The sequence below is a fragment of the Flavobacteriales bacterium genome (genome assembly GCA_016699575.1).
Classification (GTDB): Bacteria; Bacteroidota; Bacteroidia; order Flavobacteriales_F; family PHOS-HE28; genus PHOS-HE28.
Genome location: CP064979.1, coordinates 493,298 through 512,251 on the forward strand (window position 1 = coordinate 493,298; position 18,954 = coordinate 512,251).

The following is an 18,954-nucleotide window of genomic DNA, read 5'->3' on the forward strand; positions in this document are numbered from 1 at the left end:
CAGGTGCTCAAAAGTAGCCCCGCATGCACGGTCGCACGCCGCATGTGCCGATACCTTCGGGCCGATGGTGAGATCGATCGTTCTATGTGCAGTGCTCGCCGCTGTGCCTGCCTTCGGCCAAACGTCAAAAGCGGCCGCCAAGGCACGCGAGGCGCTGGATGCGAACAAGCCCTACCGCGCCCTGAAGCTCTGCACCAAGGAACTCGGCAAGAAGATCCCCGATGCGGCTTGCTACGCGCTGCGGGCCGAGGCGCGCAACCGGATAAGCGAGCCACGTGAGGCGATCCTTGACGCGCGACAGGGAATGAGGGTCAAAGGAGAGTCTTCCATTAACGCACAGTTGCAGCTGGGCATCGCGTACCACGCGATCGGCATGCGCGACAGCGCGGACCAGATGTTCCGTGGTATACTTGATGTCAGCGACGAAGCGAAATACAGGCTCGCTCTCGTTCTCAGGGAAACCGATCGTGAGCAGGCTGCTTTGGACTTGATGAATGAAGTCTTGGCAGGATCGAAGTCCGCGCGCTACTTCAGGGAACGCGGTGTTATCCACGCCTTGCTCAACGATAGCGCCGCCGCACGCGCCGACCTGGACAAAGCCGTGGAACTGGAGCCGGAGAACCCCGTGCAATGGAACACACGGGGCTATTATGCGTTCGGCATTTTCGGGGCCCACCAGCGCGCCATTGCCGACTATGACAAGGCGATCAAGTTGGACAAGAACCACGGATACGCCTTCAATAACCGTGGCTGGAGCCGCTACAAGCTCGGCAACGTGGAAGCAGGGTTACGGGACATCCGCCTGGCGGGCCGGAAGAACCCCGGCAATGCGATGGTGGACCGGAACCTTGGCGTCATTGCACACGAGCAAGGAAAGACACAATTGGCCTGCACACTTTGGCGCCAAGCCATCGACAAGGACTTCACCATGCGCTTCGGCACCGAGGTGGAGGAGCTCGTTCGCCAACACTGCGGCAAGACCACCAGCCCAGCACCGCAGGATATGCAGGACCGCAACGCCCCGGCCGCACCCAACACCCCGAACGCACCCAACAAGAAACGCGGCAACGCACCATGAGCAACGCACTTCCACCCAGCATGATGCGGGCCGATGCACTGGCCGGAAAGACCATTGTTGTCACTGGCGGCGGAACCGGATTGGGGCGTAGCATGAGCGAACGCTTCCTCAGCCTGGGCGCCAACGTCGTCATTACCAGTCGCAAGCTCGATGTTCTGCAAAAGACCGCCACGGAAATGGAGGCAGCCACAGGTGGCCAGGTGCTGGCCGTGGCCTGCGACGTCCGAAAGTACCTTGAAGTGGAGCAGCTTGTGACCGCCGCTACGGACCGCTTCGGAACCGTGGATGCCTTGGTCAACAACGCCGCCGGGAACTTCATAAGCCCCACGGAACGGCTCAGTAGCAAAGCCTTTGAGGTCGTCATCGACATCGTCCTCATAGGCTCGGTGAACTGCACGCTGGCCTTCGGCAAGCATTGGATCGAGAAGAACGAGCGCGAAAAGGCGGTGCTGAACATCACCACCACCTATGCTTGGACGGGCAGCGGCTACGTAGTGCCCAGCGCATGTGCCAAAGCCGGTGTCCTGGCCCTCACCCGTTCGCTCGGGGTGGAGTGGGCCAAGTACGGCATCCGCAGCAACGCCATCGCGCCGGGACCATTCCCGACCAAGGGCGCATGGAGCAGATTGATGCCCGGTGAGATGATGGAGCGCTTTGATCTCAGCAAACGCGTGCCGTTGAAACGCATGGGCGAGCACCATGAACTTGCCGACCTGGCCGCATACTTGGTTTCCCCCTTCAGTGGTTACGTGAACGGAGAGGTGGTGACCATTGATGGTGGTGAATGGCTTTATGGCGCCGGGCAGTTCAGCGGCCTTGAAGCCGTGGAACCGGGCATGTGGGACGCCATTGAGCAGATGGTGCGGGGCGTGCGTGGCAGTTAACACGCGCACTACAACCTGTGCTGTACTACTTTGGCAGCATGACCACAGCGTTGGAGACTGAGTTCGTCACAGTGACCGTGGACGATTCGGCGAGGCTGGTCCACTTGAAGTGGAAGGGCTTTGCCCCAACACCGGAATTCAGGCGCACCCTCGACGAAGCGTTGCACACGGTCGTTGAACACAAAGTGCTGTATTGGTTAGCAGACCTTAGGGGGATGAGCGCCATCCTTCGAAGGGACGAGCAATGGTCAGCCACGGATTGGTTCCCCAGAGCGGCATCTTCCGGATTGAAGAAAATGGCCATCGTCACCAGCACCGACCTGTTCAACCAAATGAGCGTGGAACGCATCATGGACGACGCGGCGGGGGTCATCACCTTCCAAACCGCCTACTTCGACGATGTTGACGTGGCGCGCACCTGGTTGCTGGGCTGACCGGCACGATTGCTGCTGAACGATCAACCCCGTACTTTGCGCACCTAACGAAGCAACACCATGAAGAGCTTGAAACTCACCTTCTGTGCCGTGGCACTTTTCGGCGCTACCGCGCTGTTTGCGCAAACCTCCGATGCCACCGCGCGGGCCAAAGCGCGGACCTCGCAATTGACGGCCGAACTCGGTCTGAATGCCGAACAGGCTGCTAAGCTGCAAGACCTTCTTGTGGGGGTGGAGACCGAAGTGGCACCGGAAAGGGCCAAGTGCGCCGAACTGCAGGCTAGCATCAACATGAAGACGCAAGAAGCCTTTGGCAACCTCAAGGGCGTCTTGACCCCGGAGCAGATGTCGAAGTTGAAATCGATGCCCGCCGCTTCCTGCGAAGGCCATGGCTGCTCGCACGGCGAGAAAGCCGCGGCAGGCTGTGCCAAGGACGGCGCCAAGGCCGGGTGCTGCGCTGGCAAAGCCGGAGCCACTGGCAGTGCCTCACCTGCCACCGGCAACGAACCCATCAAGACCACGATCTCGCGATGAACTTCCTGCACTGAATGAAAAAGCCCCGGCATGACCGGGGCTTTTTCGTTGGTGCTATCAGCGCCGTCATCACTCGACAACTACCACCAAGTACTTGCTCATGCTCCAGAAGGCTTCGGGGTCATGGATCCTCAGGTCCGTGGTCCCTTCGAACGCATAGCTGCCGACCGGGTGGCTGGTGACGAGCTTGGGTTTCTTGCCGCTCACGGGAATGGCCGTGGTGGTGCTCGCATCCACCTGCCTGAACCAGTCCTTGTTCAGCGCTGCCGAGTTCAACTTATCGCTTCGACCTATGCCGATGAACCCACCCTCTTTGGTGAGGACCCCGTTCTCCCGTAGTTCCTTGCTGGTACCTACGCAGTACCAAGCTGAATTGAGCTTCACTTCCTGGTCAGTGGCCAGTTGATCCTTGTCGCGGTACATCTCGATGAGCGTGGCCAACGAGCTGTTGGCGCTGCTCAGTTCGTCCTTCAGCGTGGTGATCTCCCCGTCTTTGGCGGCCATGGATTTCTCCAGTTCATCCACCGTGCGTTGTAGTTCGCCCAGCTCCTTTTTGTTGCCCTTCGTCTCGCGCCGCATGCGGGCGATGAGCGCACGGTTCTCGTTCAACAGGGAATCAATGGCGCGGATCTCGGCCAGCATCCACTCTTCTGTGTTCCCCGAAAAACCACCGTCGGAACCAGGCGGCGCCGCTAGCAGGCCTTCCTTTTCGCGGATCATGCGCAGGTTATCGCCGATGCGGTTGAACGATCCGAACAGGTCATTGATGGTGGAGTCCTTCCCGGCCGAAGATTCCACCGTGGCCTGGTGCTCCGTTTCGAGTTGCTTGTAGGGTTCGCTCTGGCGCGGGTCGGGGTCTTCACAAGCCGCGAAAGCCCCGGCGACCAGGACGGGGAATGCAAAACGGATCTTCATGCTGCAAGTATTGCGAGGTTCAACGCAGTACCGGCACTGATCAGCGTTGGCTGCCCGAAGGAATACGACGGAGAGCCTCCGGAAGTCCATGACCATCGCCGGCGCATCGCCGACCAGCGTAGCCTTCAACCCGTCCTTTGCGTAAACACTCCGTTAGTTGTTGACCTCCGCGAGTGTCCAAGAACCATCGATCCCCCGTTCCAGGCTTTCCAAGCACGATAGATTCGCGCTTGATGGTGGCTCGTGTTCTTCTCTGCGGCTTCGTGCTATGCGGCTGCCTGCCAATGGCTGCTCAACGCGACGAAAGCCTCACCAAGGAATTCGCGGACCTGAGCGCCAAGGAGCGCAGCAAACTGGCCAAACAGGAAGAAGCGGCGGCGACCAACGATGCTGTTTACCAGGACTTGATGGCACGGGCGGAGAAGGATTTTGCGGCCGGGCGATACGACAATGCCCGAACGCTCTTCCGGGAGGCTCGCGAACGACGCCCATTGAACGTCTATCCCAAAGTGAAGCTGGAGGATCTGGAAGCTCTGGTGACCAAGCGGGCAGCTGAAGAAGCCGCCAAAGCAGAACCCAACGTTGACCATATGCCCGAGCCGATCATTCCGGATACGGCAAAGGCACCTATCGTGTTCCAGGCCGCCGCGCACAGCCCCGACCCACTACCACCCACCCGGCCCAAAGCAGAGCCGAAACCCGCAGCCCTGCGTACCGAGCAACGCGCAGCACCTCCTGAAGATCCGAGTGCGCCAGTGCAGGAGGGTGAACGCGAATACGTGGAGGGCAACGCCAAAGTCCTTGAGATCGTGGTGAGAGAAGGCAAGCGCACCGTGGTGTACAAGAAAGTGAAACACCCATGGGGGCAGCTCTATTTTTTCAGGGACGGCGAGAGCATCGGCGACCGGGTTTGGCGCGAGCGTTTCGGGAACCGTTGACCTAGCGCTCCACCACCCTCACGGGCATATCCAATAGGCCTTTGTAATCGTTGCCGGCCTCTTGCATGTCGAGGTCGCCTTCCTCGAAGTACCATTCAAGCATGACTTTGCTGCCCCCGGCGGCATGCAGGTCGTCCAGCCGCTTGAAAATGTCCAAGAGGTACTTGGCGCTGCTGCTGTTGAAGTACTCCAGTTTCACCTTTACAGAGGTCTTTGCAGCCGGAGCTGAGCAGTACGCGTCGACGCGTTCCCACAAAGGACCGTAGAAGCCGTCCGCGTTCTCATGGATGCTGCACCCGGCCACTTCGAGTTCGCCCTTCGTCGGCTCGAACCGCACGGCCGGTGTCTTGGCGGTGGCTTCAATGCGCAGTGCCTCCATCACGGGCCAATGTACCGGCGCCTGCCGCATGCGAAGCCCGGACCCACTTCCGTTACCAACCATCAGTTGTTCGGCCCAAGTCCCGTCTTAACTTCACCGGGCCCCAACCCGTCGAACCCAAAACCGATCGCCATGGCCATCCGTTCCCTGTTGGTTCCCTACGATTTCAGCGATTGCGCCACCGATGCCCTGCGCGTGGCCGCCAAGATCGCACGGCTCACCGGTGCCACCATCGATGTTGTGCACGTCTACGAACAGATGACCGATTTCCACACCGGGAACCAGAAAAAGCGCGACGAGATCGAGGAAAAGCTCGAGAAGGTGCCGCACCTGCCGTTCCTCAAGGGCATTGAACTGAAGAAGTTCATGCTGAGACAATTGACCGTCACGGACATCTTCAAGAACAACAACCTATCACATGTGGACCTGGTTGTTATGGGAAGCCATGGTGCCAAGGGAGCAAAAGCGCTGGTAGGCAGCAACACGCAGAAGATCGTGCGCATAGCTCCCATGCCTGTGCTCGTCATCAAGCACCACGTGGAGGATTTCCAGGTGAAGGACCTTGTGTACGCGAGCAACTTCACCGAGGTTGACGTGGTCAAGTTCGATGCCTTCCAACCGGTGCTGGACCTCTTCGATCCCAAGGTCCATTTGCTGAAAGTGAACACGCCAAAGAGCTTTGAAAGGAGCGAAGACACGGGCAAAGCCATTGACCGCTTCCTTCAACGTCACCCATTGAAGAAGTACTCTGCCACCATCTACAACGACCTGAGCATCGAAGAGGGCATTCTCAACTTCGCCCGCAGCATCGATGCGGACATGATCGCAATGGCCACGCATGGGCGCACGGGTTTCTTCCATGTCGTGAACGGCAGCCTCACGGAGGACATCGTCAACCGGACGACCTTCCCGGTGCTGAGCGTGAAGCTCTAGTTGCTAGTGGCCAGTAGCCACTAGCAACTGACCACTTAGGCTACTTCCTCTCCTTGATCGCCACGTAATCGCGCTTCGTCTTGCCGGTGTAGATCTGGCGGGGGCGGCCGATGGGTTCCTTGTTCTCCACCATCTCCTTCCATTGCGCGATCCAGCCGGGCAGGCGGCCCAGTGCGAACATCACGGTGAACATGCGCGTAGGGATACCGATGGCGCGGTAGATGATACCGCTGTAGAAGTCCACGTTCGGGTACAACTTGCGCTCAATGAAGTAATCGTCCTTCAGCGCGATCTCCTCCAGCTGCTTGGCGATATCGAGGACGGGGTCGTTCACACCCATCTTCTTCAGCACGTCATCGCAGGCCTTCTTGATGATCTGTGCACGCGGATCGAAGTTCTTGTACACACGGTGGCCGAAGCCAAAGAGGCGGAACGGATCGTTCTTGTCCTTTGCCTTGTTCACCCACTTCTCCAGATCGCTGCCATCGTTGCGGATGGCTTCGAGCATCTCGATCACCTCTTGGTTGGCGCCACCGTGCAAAGGGCCCCAAAGCGCGGCGATACCGGCGCTGACCGCGCTGTAAAGGTTGGCCTGACTGCTGCCCACCATGCGCACCGTGCTGGCGCTGCAGTTCTGTTCGTGGTCGGCATGCAGGATCAGCAAAGTGTTCAGCGCGCTGGCCACATCCTTGTCCACCACGTACTCCTCTGTCGGCATGCCGAACATCATGTAGAGGAAGTTCTCTACGTAGCCCAACTTGTTGTTGGGGTACATGTACGGGTGCCCTAGATTGTTCTTGTAACTGATGGCTGCCAGTGTCGGCATCTTGGCAATGAGGCGGAAGATCGTGCGCTCCACGTCTTTGCTCGGCCGGTGCGGGTCCTGGCTCTTGGGGTAGAACGTGCTGAGCGAGTTCACCATGGCGCTGAGGATGCCCATGGGGTGCGCGTTGTTCGGGAAGAACTCGAAGAAGCGCTTCATGTCCTCATGCACCAGCGAGTGATAGCGGATGTTGCCTTCGAACTCCTCCAGTTGCTTAGGAGTGGGCAATTCGCCGTTCAGCAGCAAGTAGCTCACCTCGATGAAGCTGCTCTTCTCGGCAAGTTGTTCTATGGGATAACCGCGGTAGCGAAGGATGCCCTCTTCACCGTCAAGGAACGTGATGGCGCTGGTGGTGGCACCGGTGTTCTTGTAGCCGAAATCCAGGGTGACGTGCCCGCTGAGGTCGCGCAACTTGGCGATGTCGATGGCCTTCTCCCCCTCCGAGCCCACGTAAACGGGCAGTTCGTAGGTCTTTCCGTCCAAGATGATCGTGGCCTTCTCGCTCATGGTGCTGCGCTGCTGTCGAAGTTCGGGGCTGCTGTTCTGCGCGCGGCTTCCCGCGCGGCGGCGCGAATTTAGCCGGGCATGCAGCGCGATCGGGAGCTGTGGACAAAAAACAGGACACGCCTTGCCCGACGTTCCGGAAGTCTTGATGGACGCGGCGTTGAACGACGAAGCCCCAGCTCGGGGCTCCGTTCTGGATCGTTGATGACAGGGCTCACTTGCCCGTGCGGCGGCTCCTGAACTCTTGCTGGAACGCGGCCCAGTCCTTGGTTTTGTAGTGGCCTTCGCCGAAGTAGATGAGGATCGGCTCGATCTGTTCGGGCGTCACGTAGCCGGGTACCGGTGTTATCACGTTCAGGTCGCTGTCCAAATACATGATGGTGGGATAGGCGCTTACGCCCATGGCCCGCGCCAATTGGTGGGTTCCGTTGCGGCCGCCTTGCCCGGCCCGGTAGTCGGGGTTGCTGAAGTCCTGGCCTTTGAACTTCACAGGTTCAGGACCCTCCGCGTTGAACTTCACGCAGTGGAAGTATTTGTTCATCAACGCCACGGTCTGCGGATCGGTGAAGGTCTTCGCTGAGAGCATTTTGCATGGGCCGCACCACTCGGTGTAAACGTCCATGAGAATGGGCTTGGGGTCCTTCTTGGCCGCTTCTTGGGCTTCAGTGATGGTCACCCACTTGACTTTCGGGGTCTCGACGGGTGTTTGCTCCGCCTCGGCCGGGGCGGGCAGCACTTCGGTGACCGGCTCGGTGCGGCCTTGGGCCAGCGACCACAAGGGCAAAATGAGGAGGGAAAAAGCGATGGGTCGCATGGTGAGCATTCGGTTGGGCGCGGTCACCAATGACCGTGCCGGGTTGGGGATCAGTGGATGCCGTGCATCCACTTCTTCAAGATGGGACTTAGCAGTAGGATAAGGATGCCTGCCCCGAGTGAGATGTACGCAATGTCCTGGAATACTCCGCTGTAGATGGCCAAGGACTCCACGGGTGGTAAAGTGCTCTCACCGTCCACAGTGGGCATGGCCATCATGGCACCGACTTTCCCAGCGACGAATTGGCCAAATGCAGAAGCCAGGAACCAAGCCCCCATCATCATCCCGACCAGTTTTGCGGGCGAGAGCTTCGTTATCATGCTCAACCCGATCGGTGAGAGGCACAACTCTCCGCTGGAGAGGAACATGTATCCAAGCACGAAGTAGATCAGCGGCACCATCCCATTATCGGAGAACTTGCCACCGAGGATGAACATGTAGAAGCCGAGCGCCAATTGCAAGAAAGCCAAGCCGAATTTCATCGGTGTATTCGGCTCGATTCGCCGACTGCTCAGCCATACCCAGAGCACGGCAAAGACAGGGCTCAGCAGGATGACCAGCAAGGGGTTGACCCCGTTGTTCACGGCTGCTGCGCTCTCCTGTCCGCCGAACAGTGAAAGATCCACGTTCCGCAACGCATAAAGGTTCAATGAACCACCAGCCTGCTCATAAAAGCCCCAGAAGAGCACGCTAAAGAAGATCATCGCAATTGCCGCGAACATCATCTGCTTGGCCGCGCGCTCCTTTTGGCTGAACGCCAAGTACAGGAGATATACGAGGGCGGCAATGCCCAGAGGATTGAAAACGTAGTCCATCACTTTGTAGTACCAAAGCGTTGCGGCAAAGACGGGGATGCAGCAAACCGCCAACAGGTAAACAGAACGGTCGGCACGAAGCCCGATGAACGAAGGTCGCGACAGTGCACTCTCGTCTGCAGCTTCGCCCTTGCCCTCCAACAGGTGTTTGCCTTTGTTGAAAACGAACAAGCCGACGATCATGAAGATGCCCGCCAAGCCGAAGCCCAAATGCCAGTTGATCTGTTGTCCGACATACCCACAAGCAAGGCCCCCGAACAATGCTCCGACGTTGATGCCCATATAGAAGAGTGAGAAACCGGAATCGCGGCGCGGGTCATTCTCGGCGTAGAGCTTTCCAACGATGCTGCTGATGTTCGGCTTGAAGAAGCCATTGCCCACTACGATGAAACCCATCCCCACATAGAAAGCGACCTCGCTCGGTATCGCCATCACGAAACTGCCCAAGGCCATCACGATCCCCCCAAAGACAATGCTCCTGCGGAACCCGAGCAGGCGGTCGGCGAGCATTCCACCGAACAAGGGCATGGCGTACACCAATGCTTGGTAGCTCCCGTAAATGTGGTTGGCCTTCGCGTCCGGGTAGAACAACTGGCTCGTCATGAACAGTATGAGCAGTGCGCGCATACCATAAAAGGTGAAGCGCTCCCACATCTCCGTGAAGAAGAGCATGTAGAGCGCTTTGGGGTGCCCTGTTATTCCATCAAGCAGTTTGGCCATGATATCTCTTCAAAAGGGTGTCCTACTTCTTCTCCGGTATGATCCTGTTCAACCACCGCAGCATGACGAACATGATGACGGTGGCGCCCATCAGTAGGCCGAAGTTGACCAGGAAGAAGTCCGACTTGTCCGGGTAGTTGTCCCACAAACTGGCGAGGATGCCGCTCAGCTTGTTGCCGATGCTGGTGCTCAGGAACCAGCCGCCCATCATCAGCGCGGTGAGGCGCTGCGGGCTCACCTTGCTCACGAGCGAAAGGCCCATTGGACTGAGGCACAGTTCGCCCACGGTGATGACACCGTAGCTGGCAATGATCCACCACGACGAAGCTTTGACAGCGCCATTGCTGCACACCTGCACCGCCCAAACCATAACGAGCGTCGACAGCGCTGATATGAACAGGCCCCAACCGATCTTACTCGCGGTGGTGGGCTCCTTGCCGCGCTTGCGCAGAAAGGCGAAGAAGGCCACCACAACGGGTGTCAAGAGCACGACCCAGAGCGGGTTGATGGACTGGTAGATCTCCGTGTTGAGGATGTAGGCAGGCTCACCCTCGGGCGGCAACAGCTCTGCCTGAATGTTCTTGTAGTACACGGGCTTGGCCTGCTCCATCACCTCCTTCCCATCCTCCTTCACCACCTTGAACTTGTCGTCGTAAGCGACCACGGTATCAACGGCGTTCACTGGTTTCTCCACCAAGTAGAGTGCATCGGCAGCGGGCACTACGGCTGCCGGAAGTTCACGATCGGTGTAGAACTGCGCCCATGTGGTGAGCGCTGTGCCGTTCTGTTTGAAGACGGCCCAGAAAGCGATGCTCACCGCGAAGATGCTGAGCAAGGCCACCAGCGGCTTCTTGTCTTCCGCACTGGCCTTCAGGTAGAGTGTGACGAAGAAGAGGATGACCGGGATGGTGGCGAAAATGAACGCATCGGTACTGTCGCTGCCGAACACATTGTCCGGGATGAACCACGCGCCAATGCCCACGGCAACGGCCGGCAACAGGACGGTTGAGAAGATCCTCAGCAGCGACATGTCTTCCTTCTGCGCAGGCTTCAGCACGTTCGCGTGGCGGTAATGCTTCAGCCCGTAGTAGAAGACCGCAAGCCCGATGAACATGCCCACGCCCGCCGTCGCGAACGCATAGCCCCAGCCGAACCGGTTGCGCATGTAGGCCGCGAACAGATTGCAGATGCAGGCACCCACGTTGATACCCATGTAGAAGATGTTGTAGCCGCTGTCCTTCTGCGCGCGGTATTGGTCTTCGTTGTAGAGGTTGCCGAGCAGCGTACTGATGTTCGGTTTGAAGAATCCGTTGCCCACAATGATGAGGGCCAGCGAGATGTAGAAAGCCGTCATGCCCGGCAGCGCCAAGCCCAGATAACCCAGCCCCATCAGCGTTCCCCCGATGTAGATGGACCGTGTGTAGCCGAGCAACCGGTCAGCCAGCAGACCACCCAGGAACGGCGTGAGGAAGACGAAGGCGATGAAGGTCCCGTAGATGTCGGCGGCTTCAGCGCGCGTCATCCCTTTGCCGCCGGTGAGTTCCGGATCGGTGAGGTACAACTGGAAGATGCCGATCATCAAATAGTACCCGAACCGTTCCCACATCTCGGTGAGGAACAGGAAGGGCAGCGCGGCGGGGTGCTTGCGCTCCATCGGTCAATGCATCAGATCAAAAGGACGCCCACGCGATCAATTGATGCCGTGCATCCACTTCTTCATCGTAGGCGTGAGCACCAGCAGCACGGCTGCGCAGCCCAGCACGATGTAAATGCCCCATTGGAGGTACACGTCCATGAAGCCGGTCAACTCCGCCACGGGATCCTGGCCCTCCGTTCCGGTACTGGCGATCATCTGGCCCAGCTTGCCAGCGACCTTGTGCGCGAAAGCGATGCTCAGGAACCAGCTGCCCATGACGAAGCCCACGACTTTCTGCGGGCTGAGTTTCGTGACAACGGAAAGACCGACAGGCGAGATGAAAAGTTCACCTGTCGTGTGCAAAAGGTACATGCCGATGAGGAAGCCCATGGGGATGGCCGTGGCTCCGGCGCCGGCAGTGATGCCCACTTTCACGCCCCAGACAATGATCGCGTAACCCGCGGCCATCTGCACCAATCCATAGAAGAACTTCATCGGCGTGCGGGGCTCGATCTTGCTGGCAGCGAACTTCCCCCACATCCAGTTGAACACCGGTGCGAGCAGCATGATGAACAGCGCATTGACCGATTGGAACATGGAGGCCTCGATACCAGCCCTGTTCACGTAACGGTCCGTCAGGATGTTGATGGATCCACCGGCCTGCTCGAAAAGCACCCAGAAAATCATGTGGAAAAAGAACAGGATGAGGAACGCGAAGAGACGCTGACCCTCCGCGCGATCCTGTGCGGTGAAGCCCGTGTAAAGCAGATATCCAAGGCAAAGCGCGCCCGCGCCGAACAGCAGGTAATCCGTGATCCCTTCGCTATTGATCAGGAAGCTGAAGAACGGGATGATCGCCAGGCAGCCCAGCAGAGTGAGGGGGAAGGCTCCGAGCCCAAGGAAACGCCAGTTCGCGCCAGCCTCGGGCGCATGTCCCTTACCCTCGAGATGCTTGAAATTCAGGAAGAACACCACCATGCCCAGCAGCATGCCCAGACCAGCCGTGAAGAAGCCATATTCCCAGCCCACTCGTTGGCCTAGATAGCCGCAAGTGAGCGGTGCCAGGAACGCCCCGATGTTAATGCCCATGTAGAACAATGTGTAGGCGCCGTCCTTACGGGTGTCGTTGCGATCGTAGAAGGTCCCGAGGAAGCTGCTGATGTTGGGCTTGAAAAGACCGTTGCCCACGGTCAAGGCGGCAAGGCCGACGAAGAAGATCGACTCGCCATGCAACTGTCCGGTGGAGGCCGCTGAAAGTGCGAGGATGAACTGGCCCAATGCCATGAAGCCACCACCGGTGAGGATCGCCTTGCGGAATCCGATGGCTTTGTCAGCCAGCATTCCACCTATAACAGGTGCGGCATAGAGCAGCGCATTATAGGCGCCATAGATACCGTAGGCTCGCGCGTCCGCTTCACCCGCAGCCATCTTATCGAACAACTCCTTGGTCAGGTAAAGGACCAGTAGAGCCCGCATTCCATAGAAACTGAACCGCTCCCAGAGTTCGGCGAAGAACAACACGAAGAGCGCCTTCGGATGGATCTTGCGCTGGCTGTAAAGCGTTGCAGGTACCCAGACGAGCACGAATGCCCAGCCAATGACGAGGCTCCAAAGTGCGAAATCCATGCAGGGGTGGTTTGGATTGGTTGAAGGTCCGCCAATATAGATGTTCACCACTAGCGGGTATGGCAACGCAGTGCCCGAGCGGTCAAGAACTATCGACCTAGCGACCGGAGCGCTAGAGGTTCGCCGCCAGGAACCGGTTCATCATTTCGTACAAGTGAAGGCGGGTGGCGGCTCCACCAATGCCGTGGTTTTTGTCCGGGTAGATGAACTGCTCGAAGGGCTTGCCGGCCTTCACCAGCGCGGTGACCATGTCGGCCGTGTTCTGGTAGTGCACGTTGTCGTCGGCAAGACCGTGGACGAGGAGGTATTTGCCCTTCAGCTTGCTCACATGGTTGATGGGGCTGTTGTCGTCGTATCCCTTGCCGTTGTCCTTGGGCAGGCCCATGTAGCGCTCTGTATAGATAGTGTCGTAGTAGCGCCAGTTGGTGACGGGCGCGACCGCGATGGCGCATTTGAACACGTCGGCACCCTTGGTGATGCAGAGGCTGCTCATGTACCCGCCGTAGCTCCAACCGAAGATGCCGATCCGCGAAGCATCCACATAGCTCTGCTTGCCGAGCCACTTGGCCGCTGCGATCTGGTCCTCCGTCTCGTACTTGCCCAGTTGGCCGTAGGTGATGTGGCGGAAGTCGCGGCCACGCCGACCTGTGCCGCGCGGGTCGATGCACACCACGATGTTGCCCTGCTGCACGAGCTGCTGGGCCCACACGTAGTTGCGGCCGTCCCACTTGTCCAGCACTTCGTTGCTGTTGGGGCCACTGTACTGCGTCATGAACACCGGGTGCTTGGTGCCTTCGCGCAGGTATTGCGGTTTGATCATCCAGCCATTGAGCACCACACCGCTGTCAGTGGTGAAGGTGAAGAACTCCACAGGCGTCATCTGGTATTCGCCCAGTGCCTTGCGCAGGTCCTTGTTGTCTTCCAGGACCTTCAGTTGCTTTCCCGAGCCGTCATGCAAGGTCACCGCATCGGGGCTGTTGGCCGTACTGCGCGTATTGATGAAGTACTTGAACGTGCTGCTGAACTCGGCATCGTTGAACCCGCCCTTGGGGCTCAGTTCCACAAGCCCTTTGCCCGTAAGGCCCACCGCGTACACTTCCTGGTGCATGGCGTCCACTTTGCTCGCGGTGAACACCACGCGGTTGTTCGCCTCGTCGAGACCTTTCACACCGAGAACGTCCCAGTTGCCGGTGGTGAGATAACGGCCAGCGGGAATGCGGCCATCGCCGATCTTGGTATTGATGGGCTGGTACCAGATGTGGTTCCAGCCGCTCTGCTCGGTGGTGAGCACGAAGCCGTTGCCCTCCTCGGTGAAGAACAGGTCATCCGTGACTTCCACATAGGTCTTGCTGTTCTCTTTGTACACGTCGCGCGGCTTCAATCCGGACTGCACGGCACGCAGCAGCGGCACGGCCACGGTGCTGATCACCTTCTCGTTCTGCAAGCGGTTCATGCGCATGTACCAGAGCACATCGTCGTTGGCCGTCCAGCCGAAGCGCGGGATGTAGGGCTCAGGTGCATCGCCCAGCGGGATGAGCGTGGAGCTTCCACCCCGTGTGTCATAGCAATGCAGTTCCACGGTGCTGTTGCGCTCTCCTGCCTTAGGGTACTTGAAGCGGTGCTCCTTGGGGTAGAGCTGCGCGGCGTAGGTGTCCACATTGAACTCACGCACATCGGTCTCGTCGCTCTTGAGGTAAAGGATCTTCGTGCCGGCGGGGCTCCACTGGTAGCCCTGTACCAACGCGAATTCTTCCTCATACACCCAGTCCGTGGCGCCGTTGATGATGCTGTTCCATACGCCATCGATGGTCGCTTGTGTCTCCTTCATCGTCGCGAGGTCCACGAAAAAGAGGTTGTTGTCGCGCACGAATGCGGCCTTGCTGCCATCGGGGCTGAAGGTGGCCAGGCGTTGCTTCGGCTTCTTGGGGTCGCTTAGCGGAACGGTGGTCCTCGATGCGCGGTCGTAGATGTAGTGGTAGGCTGCGTAGCTGTGGCGGTAGATGGGCTCCACGTCCGTTTCCACCATCACACGCTTCTCGTCGCCGCTGAAACTGTAGCCCTCAACCTCCAACGCACCCTTGCCGCTGCTGGGAATGAGTTCGTTGCTCTTGAAGATGACGCCCACCGTATCACCTGTGGCGTAGGAGCACTGGAAAAGCTGCGTGGCGCCGTCCTTGCGGCCCATGGTGGTGTAGTGCACACCGTCGTTCATGCTGGCCAGACCATAGACGCCTTTGGTGCTGAACTTCGGTGTGGTCCAGATGTCGGCGCTGGTGATCTGTTGGGCGGCAGCGGCGGCAGTGAGGACACAGGCCGCAATGAGCGAAGTGCTTCGGAACATGATGTCGGAACGTGTTGGCGCCGGAGCGCGTGGAACAAGGGTCGGCCAATATAGCCGGGGGCTAATGCCAAGTTCCGTGCCCGGCGGGGATGAACGGTTGTGATGAGGGAGAACCGCAGATGAACGCATGCACAGATGGGGATGATGAAGATGATGAACACAAGAGAGACAAGCGGGCGCAGCAGTTCCGATTACGCTGCAACTTTGAACGCATTGTAGGTTGCATGATACGACTTCCCATGCTCCTTGTGCTACTGGCCGCATCCACGTTTGCCCGGTCGGCCCGCACGGTGCATGTTTTCGTGGCGGTGTGCGACAATGCCAACCAGGGGATCGTGCCGGTGCCTGCGGCGCTGGGCAACGGGCAGGACCCGCAACGCAACCTCTATTGGGGCGCCATGTTCGGGGTGAAGACCTTTCTGGGGAAGAGCAGCGAGTGGGAGCAAAAGACCATAACCACTGCTAAGCGCGCGGATGTCCTCGATCATGTGCTGTTCAAGCACAAGGCTTCAGGCACGCTGCTTCTCGCCGAGGCGTTCGATGGTGCTGCCATGCGACAATGCATCCAAGGATTCTTCAATGCGCTGGCGGGACACGACACTCTGCCCCTGGTTGCGAACGGCGCCAGCATTTCCTTCGGGGGTGCCGCTGACCTTGTATGCTTCGTGGGCCACGATGGGTTGATGGACATCGACCTTGGCGTTGGCGACGTGAAAACTCCCGTGACCGGTCGGCATGCGGATGCCATGGTGCTGTGCTGCTACAGCGCCTCCTACTTCGGGCCGCACGTGGCCAGGTCGAATGGTGATCTGCTTGTTTCCACCTACGGGCTCATGGCGCCTGAGGCCTATGTGCTTGATGCTGCGGTGCGGTCCTGGGTAACGGGAAAACAGGCCAATGCTGCGCGAGAGGCAGCTGCACAGGCCTACCACGCTTATCAGAAGTGCGGGGTTGGCGCAGCGCGGAAACTCTTCGGTGCCAAGGCATCACCTTGAGGGCTTACTTCGCCCAATGCCGCTGCGCCAAGCCTTCCTCGACCACCTGGCCCAGACCAGTCCGCACCCACTGGCGTTGGACATTGTGCACGCCGAGGGTTGCTACCTCACCGACCGCTCAGGTAAGCGTTACCTGGACCTCGTGAGCGGACTTGCTGTAAACAATGTTGGCCATCGGCACCCGAAGGTGGTTGACGCCATCAAGGAGCAGAGCGACAAGTACCTGCATGTGATCCCGTACGGCGAATTCGTCCAGGAACCTCAGGTGCGCTTCGCGGAGAAGCTCACCTCCCTCCTACCGCCGTCGCTCAATTGCATCTACTTCGTGAACAGTGGAACGGAGGCCATTGAAGCCGCCGTGAAACTGGCGAAGCGTTCAACCGGGCGCACGCGCATCATCGGTTGCAGGAAGAGCTACCACGGCAGCACGCACGGCTCGCTGAGCCTGACGGACAATTCGAAGAAGCGCTACCGCAACCTGCCGCTGTTGCCTGACAGCGACCACATCACGTTCGGCTCCGTTGGCCAGGTGGAGCAGGCCATGGCCGACCTGTCGCACATTGATGAGCGTACAGCTTGCGTAGTGGTGGAACCGGTGCAGGGCGATGCCGGCGTAAGGCTGCCCGACGCGAAATGGTTGAAAACGCTGCGCAAGCGTTGCACCGAGGTGGGAGCGCTGCTCGTGTTCGACGAGGTGCAGACCGGTTTCGGACGCACGGGCAAGTTGTTCGCGTTCGAGCACTGGGCTGGTGTTGACCCCATCCCCGGCCATTCCGAGCCTGCCCTGAGCGGAGCCGAAGGGAGGGGGAAGGGAGATGAAATGTGGGTGGTGCCCGACATTCTTGTTCTCGGCAAAGCCCTGGGTGGTGGACTTCCCATGGGCGCGTTCATCAGTTCGCGCGTGCGCATGCAACTGCTCACGCACGATCCCGTGCTCGGCCACATCACCACCTTCGGCGGGCATCCACTACCGTGCGTGGCGGGGCTCGCGGCACTGAATGCCCTGCTGGATGAAGGCATGCTTGTCAATGCCCAGCGTACAGGTGAGCTCTTCAAGGAACTGCTGTTGCATCCGCGCATCAAGGAAGTGCGCGGCATGGGTCTCATGCTGGCTGTGGACCTTGACGATGCCGACCTGGTGCAACGCGTGGTGATGGGCGCGTTGGGCAAAGGGGTGCTCGGCTTCTGGTTCCTGAGCTGCCCCACGGCGTTCAGGATCGCCCCGCCGTTGATCACGGATGAAGGGATGGTGCGGGAGGCTTGCGGCGTGATCCTGGAGGAATTGGGCAACTAGCCAATTCCCCCCACCTCCGCCATCGTGCCCAACTGATCATCGATGGTTTCCCTTCTACGCACCAAGTGCACGTTGCCTTGGTGCAACAGCACCTCGGCGGGGCGCGGGCGGCTGTTGTAGTTGCTCGCCATTGTCATGCCGTAGGCGCCAGCGTTGAGGAACGCGAGCACGTCGCCTTCGCGCACTTCGGGCAGCTGGCGGTCCCAGGCGAAGGTGTCCGTTTCACAGATGTTGCCCACCACGGTGTAGATGCGCGGCTTGCCGCCAGGGCGGCTCAGATTGAGAATGCGGTGGTAGCTACCGTAGAGCATGGGGCGAATGAGGTGGTTCAGGCCGCTGTCGACACCCACGAACACGGTGGCCGTGGTCTGCTTCACCTGGCTCACGGTAACCAAAAACACGCCGCTCTCGCTCACCAGGAATTTCCCGGGCTCGAACCAGAGCTCCACCGGCCGTGAGCGCTGCATGTTGAACGCGCTCAACCGCACGCAGAGCCTTGCGCCAAGATCTTCAATGTCGGTGGAAACATCGTCCTGCTTATAGGGCACTTTGAACCCGCTGCCCAGATCGAGGAATTCCAGGTCGGGGAAGTGCTCTGCCGTGTCCAGGAGGATCTCGGCGGCCTGCAGGAAGACCTCTGTGTCGAGGATATCGCTGCCTGTGTGCATGTGCAGGCCGTTGACGCGCATGCCGTGCGAGGCCACTACGCGTTGCACGTGGCGCAGCTGGTGAATGCTGATGCCGAACTTGCTGTCGATGTGACCAGTGCTGATGCGTTCGTTGCCCCCCGCCATGATGTGCGGGTTGATGCGCACGCACACGGGCACGGTGCTGCCGAAGTCGTGACCGAAATGCTCCAGCACGCTGATGCTGTCGATGTTGATGTGGATGCCCAGTTCAACGGCGCGCTTGTACTCGGCATAGGCCACCATATTGGGCGTGAAGAGGATCTCGTGCGGCTGGAAACCAGCGCGCAGGCCCAGTTCCACTTCGTGGATACTGACGGTATCCAACCCGCAGCCGCACTGGCGTAACCACCGCATCACGTTGATGTTGGCGTTGGCCTTGCAGGCGTACATAAAACGCGTCTTGGAACCGGTGAACGCACGTTTCAAGCGGTCCACCTGATGTGCCATCACGGCACTGTCGTACACGTACACCGGCGTGCCGGTGAGTTCCAATGTGCGCGACAAGTCCGCACTGCCTCTGATAATACCATGCTCCATGCTTGGGCGAAACTACCATGTGCGCCACGGACGCACTTCCCGGGACGAGCGCGGTGCGAACGCGC

General features: G+C 59.3%; 17 protein-coding genes. 8 read left to right on the plus strand and 9 right to left on the minus strand.

Features of this window, described 5'->3' with window-relative positions:
* Positions 1–64 precede the first annotated feature (64 nt).
* From IPJ76_02130 to IPJ76_02145, 4 genes are all read left to right on the plus strand, one after another.
* Positions 65–1,078, plus strand: coding sequence for a hypothetical protein (locus tag IPJ76_02130; GenBank protein QQR87047.1), 1,014 nt, complete (start codon positions 65–67; stop codon positions 1,076–1,078).
* 20 nt (positions 1,079–1,098) lie between these two features.
* Positions 1,099–1,962, plus strand: coding sequence for an SDR family oxidoreductase (locus tag IPJ76_02135; GenBank protein QQR88377.1), 864 nt, complete (start codon positions 1,099–1,101; stop codon positions 1,960–1,962).
* A gap of 38 nt (positions 1,963–2,000) precedes the next feature.
* Positions 2,001–2,396: an STAS/SEC14 domain-containing protein gene (locus IPJ76_02140; protein QQR87048.1), complete on the plus strand. Its 396-nt coding sequence runs from the start codon at positions 2,001–2,003 to the stop codon at positions 2,394–2,396.
* 69 nt (positions 2,397–2,465) lie between these two features.
* Positions 2,466–2,930 (plus strand): hypothetical protein, encoded by a 465-nt coding sequence (locus tag IPJ76_02145; protein ID QQR87049.1) that lies wholly within the window; start codon positions 2,466–2,468, stop codon positions 2,928–2,930.
* Positions 2,931–2,999: 69 nt separating this feature from the next.
* On the opposite strand, the gene IPJ76_02150 is transcribed toward IPJ76_02145, so the two are convergent.
* Positions 3,000–3,845, minus strand: a complete 846-nt coding sequence (locus tag IPJ76_02150) for a hypothetical protein (GenBank protein QQR87050.1) — start codon at positions 3,843–3,845, stop codon at positions 3,000–3,002.
* 284 nt (positions 3,846–4,129) lie between these two features.
* On the opposite strand from IPJ76_02150, the gene IPJ76_02155 reads away from it, so the two are divergent.
* Positions 4,130–4,783, plus strand: coding sequence for a hypothetical protein (locus tag IPJ76_02155; protein ID QQR87051.1), 654 nt, complete (start codon positions 4,130–4,132; stop codon positions 4,781–4,783).
* Position 4,784: 1 nt separating this feature from the next.
* Here the strand turns inward: IPJ76_02155 and IPJ76_02160 are convergent, their stop codons facing one another.
* Positions 4,785–5,162 carry a DUF1987 domain-containing protein gene (locus IPJ76_02160; GenBank protein ID QQR87052.1) on the minus strand — a complete coding sequence of 126 codons (378 nt, stop codon included), beginning with the start codon at positions 5,160–5,162 and terminating at the stop codon, positions 4,785–4,787.
* Between the two features lie 132 nt (positions 5,163–5,294).
* Here IPJ76_02160 and IPJ76_02165 point away from each other — a divergent pair, with 132 nt between their 5' ends.
* Positions 5,295–6,095 (plus strand): universal stress protein, encoded by an 801-nt coding sequence (locus IPJ76_02165; GenBank protein QQR87053.1) that lies wholly within the window; start codon positions 5,295–5,297, stop codon positions 6,093–6,095.
* Between the two features lie 40 nt (positions 6,096–6,135).
* Here the strand turns inward: IPJ76_02165 and IPJ76_02170 are convergent, their stop codons facing one another.
* From IPJ76_02170 to IPJ76_02195, 6 genes are all read right to left on the minus strand, one after another.
* Entirely contained in the window at positions 6,136–7,425 is a 1,290-nt protein-coding gene (locus tag IPJ76_02170) for a citrate synthase (GenBank protein QQR87054.1), read from the minus strand.
* Positions 7,426–7,636: 211 nt separating this feature from the next.
* A complete protein-coding gene (locus tag IPJ76_02175) occupies positions 7,637–8,236 on the minus strand; it encodes a thioredoxin fold domain-containing protein (GenBank protein ID QQR87055.1) in 600 nt (199 codons plus the stop codon).
* A gap of 50 nt (positions 8,237–8,286) precedes the next feature.
* Positions 8,287–9,771, minus strand: a complete 1,485-nt coding sequence (locus IPJ76_02180) for a peptide MFS transporter (GenBank protein ID QQR87056.1) — start codon at positions 9,769–9,771, stop codon at positions 8,287–8,289.
* A 22-nt stretch (positions 9,772–9,793) separates the two neighbouring features.
* Complete coding sequence (locus IPJ76_02185) at positions 9,794–11,425, minus strand: peptide MFS transporter (protein ID QQR87057.1); 1,632 nt, start codon at positions 11,423–11,425, stop codon at positions 9,794–9,796.
* A gap of 36 nt (positions 11,426–11,461) precedes the next feature.
* Positions 11,462–13,033, minus strand: a complete 1,572-nt coding sequence (locus IPJ76_02190) for an MFS transporter (GenBank protein QQR87058.1) — start codon at positions 13,031–13,033, stop codon at positions 11,462–11,464.
* A 112-nt stretch (positions 13,034–13,145) separates the two neighbouring features.
* The gene (locus IPJ76_02195) at positions 13,146–15,374 is read right to left on the minus strand and encodes a S9 family peptidase (protein ID QQR87059.1); all 2,229 of its coding nucleotides are present in this window, start codon (positions 15,372–15,374) and stop codon (positions 13,146–13,148) included.
* A gap of 239 nt (positions 15,375–15,613) precedes the next feature.
* Here IPJ76_02195 and IPJ76_02200 point away from each other — a divergent pair, with 239 nt between their 5' ends.
* Both IPJ76_02200 and IPJ76_02205 read left to right on the plus strand, forming a co-directional pair.
* Entirely contained in the window at positions 15,614–16,369 is a 756-nt protein-coding gene (locus IPJ76_02200; protein QQR87060.1) for a hypothetical protein, read from the plus strand.
* A 16-nt stretch (positions 16,370–16,385) separates the two neighbouring features.
* On the plus strand, positions 16,386–17,663 hold the full coding sequence (locus IPJ76_02205; GenBank protein ID QQR87061.1) for an aspartate aminotransferase family protein: 1,278 nt from the start codon (positions 16,386–16,388) through the stop codon (positions 17,661–17,663).
* Here the strand turns inward: IPJ76_02205 and lysA are convergent.
* Complete coding sequence (lysA, locus tag IPJ76_02210; GenBank protein QQR87062.1) at positions 17,660–18,889, minus strand: diaminopimelate decarboxylase; 1,230 nt, start codon at positions 18,887–18,889, stop codon at positions 17,660–17,662. The genes IPJ76_02205 and lysA overlap by 4 nt on opposite strands.
* Positions 18,890–18,954: the final 65 nt, after the last annotated feature.

What these genes read in the sequence shown, in the direction of transcription:
- IPJ76_02130 (QQR87047.1), top strand. Translation starts at nt 65, where the DNA reads ATGGTGAGATCGATCGTTCTATGTGCAGTGCTCGCCGCTGTGCCTGCC.
- IPJ76_02135 (QQR88377.1), top strand. Translation starts at nt 1,099, where the DNA reads ATGATGCGGGCCGATGCACTGGCCGGAAAGACCATTGTTGTCACTGGC.
- IPJ76_02140 (QQR87048.1), top strand. Translation starts at nt 2,001, where the DNA reads ATGACCACAGCGTTGGAGACTGAGTTCGTCACAGTGACCGTGGACGAT.
- IPJ76_02150 (QQR87050.1), bottom strand. Translation starts at nt 3,845, where the DNA reads ATGAAGATCCGTTTTGCATTCCCCGTCCTGGTCGCCGGGGCTTTCGCG.
- IPJ76_02155 (QQR87051.1), top strand. Translation starts at nt 4,130, where the DNA reads ATGGCTGCTCAACGCGACGAAAGCCTCACCAAGGAATTCGCGGACCTG.
- IPJ76_02160 (QQR87052.1), bottom strand. Translation starts at nt 5,162, where the DNA reads ATGGAGGCACTGCGCATTGAAGCCACCGCCAAGACACCGGCCGTGCGG.
- IPJ76_02165 (QQR87053.1), top strand. Translation starts at nt 5,295, where the DNA reads ATGGCCATCCGTTCCCTGTTGGTTCCCTACGATTTCAGCGATTGCGCC.
- IPJ76_02170 (QQR87054.1), bottom strand. Translation starts at nt 7,425, where the DNA reads ATGAGCGAGAAGGCCACGATCATCTTGGACGGAAAGACCTACGAACTG.
- IPJ76_02175 (QQR87055.1), bottom strand. Translation starts at nt 8,236, where the DNA reads ATGCGACCCATCGCTTTTTCCCTCCTCATTTTGCCCTTGTGGTCGCTG.
- IPJ76_02180 (QQR87056.1), bottom strand. Translation starts at nt 9,771, where the DNA reads ATGGCCAAACTGCTTGATGGAATAACAGGGCACCCCAAAGCGCTCTAC.
- IPJ76_02185 (QQR87057.1), bottom strand. Translation starts at nt 11,425, where the DNA reads ATGGAGCGCAAGCACCCCGCCGCGCTGCCCTTCCTGTTCCTCACCGAG.
- IPJ76_02190 (QQR87058.1), bottom strand. Translation starts at nt 13,033, where the DNA reads ATGGATTTCGCACTTTGGAGCCTCGTCATTGGCTGGGCATTCGTGCTC.
- IPJ76_02195 (QQR87059.1), bottom strand. Translation starts at nt 15,374, where the DNA reads ATGTTCCGAAGCACTTCGCTCATTGCGGCCTGTGTCCTCACTGCCGCC.
- IPJ76_02200 (QQR87060.1), top strand. Translation starts at nt 15,614, where the DNA reads ATGCTCCTTGTGCTACTGGCCGCATCCACGTTTGCCCGGTCGGCCCGC.
- IPJ76_02205 (QQR87061.1), top strand. Translation starts at nt 16,386, where the DNA reads ATGCCGCTGCGCCAAGCCTTCCTCGACCACCTGGCCCAGACCAGTCCG.
- lysA (QQR87062.1), bottom strand. Translation starts at nt 18,889, where the DNA reads ATGGAGCATGGTATTATCAGAGGCAGTGCGGACTTGTCGCGCACATTG.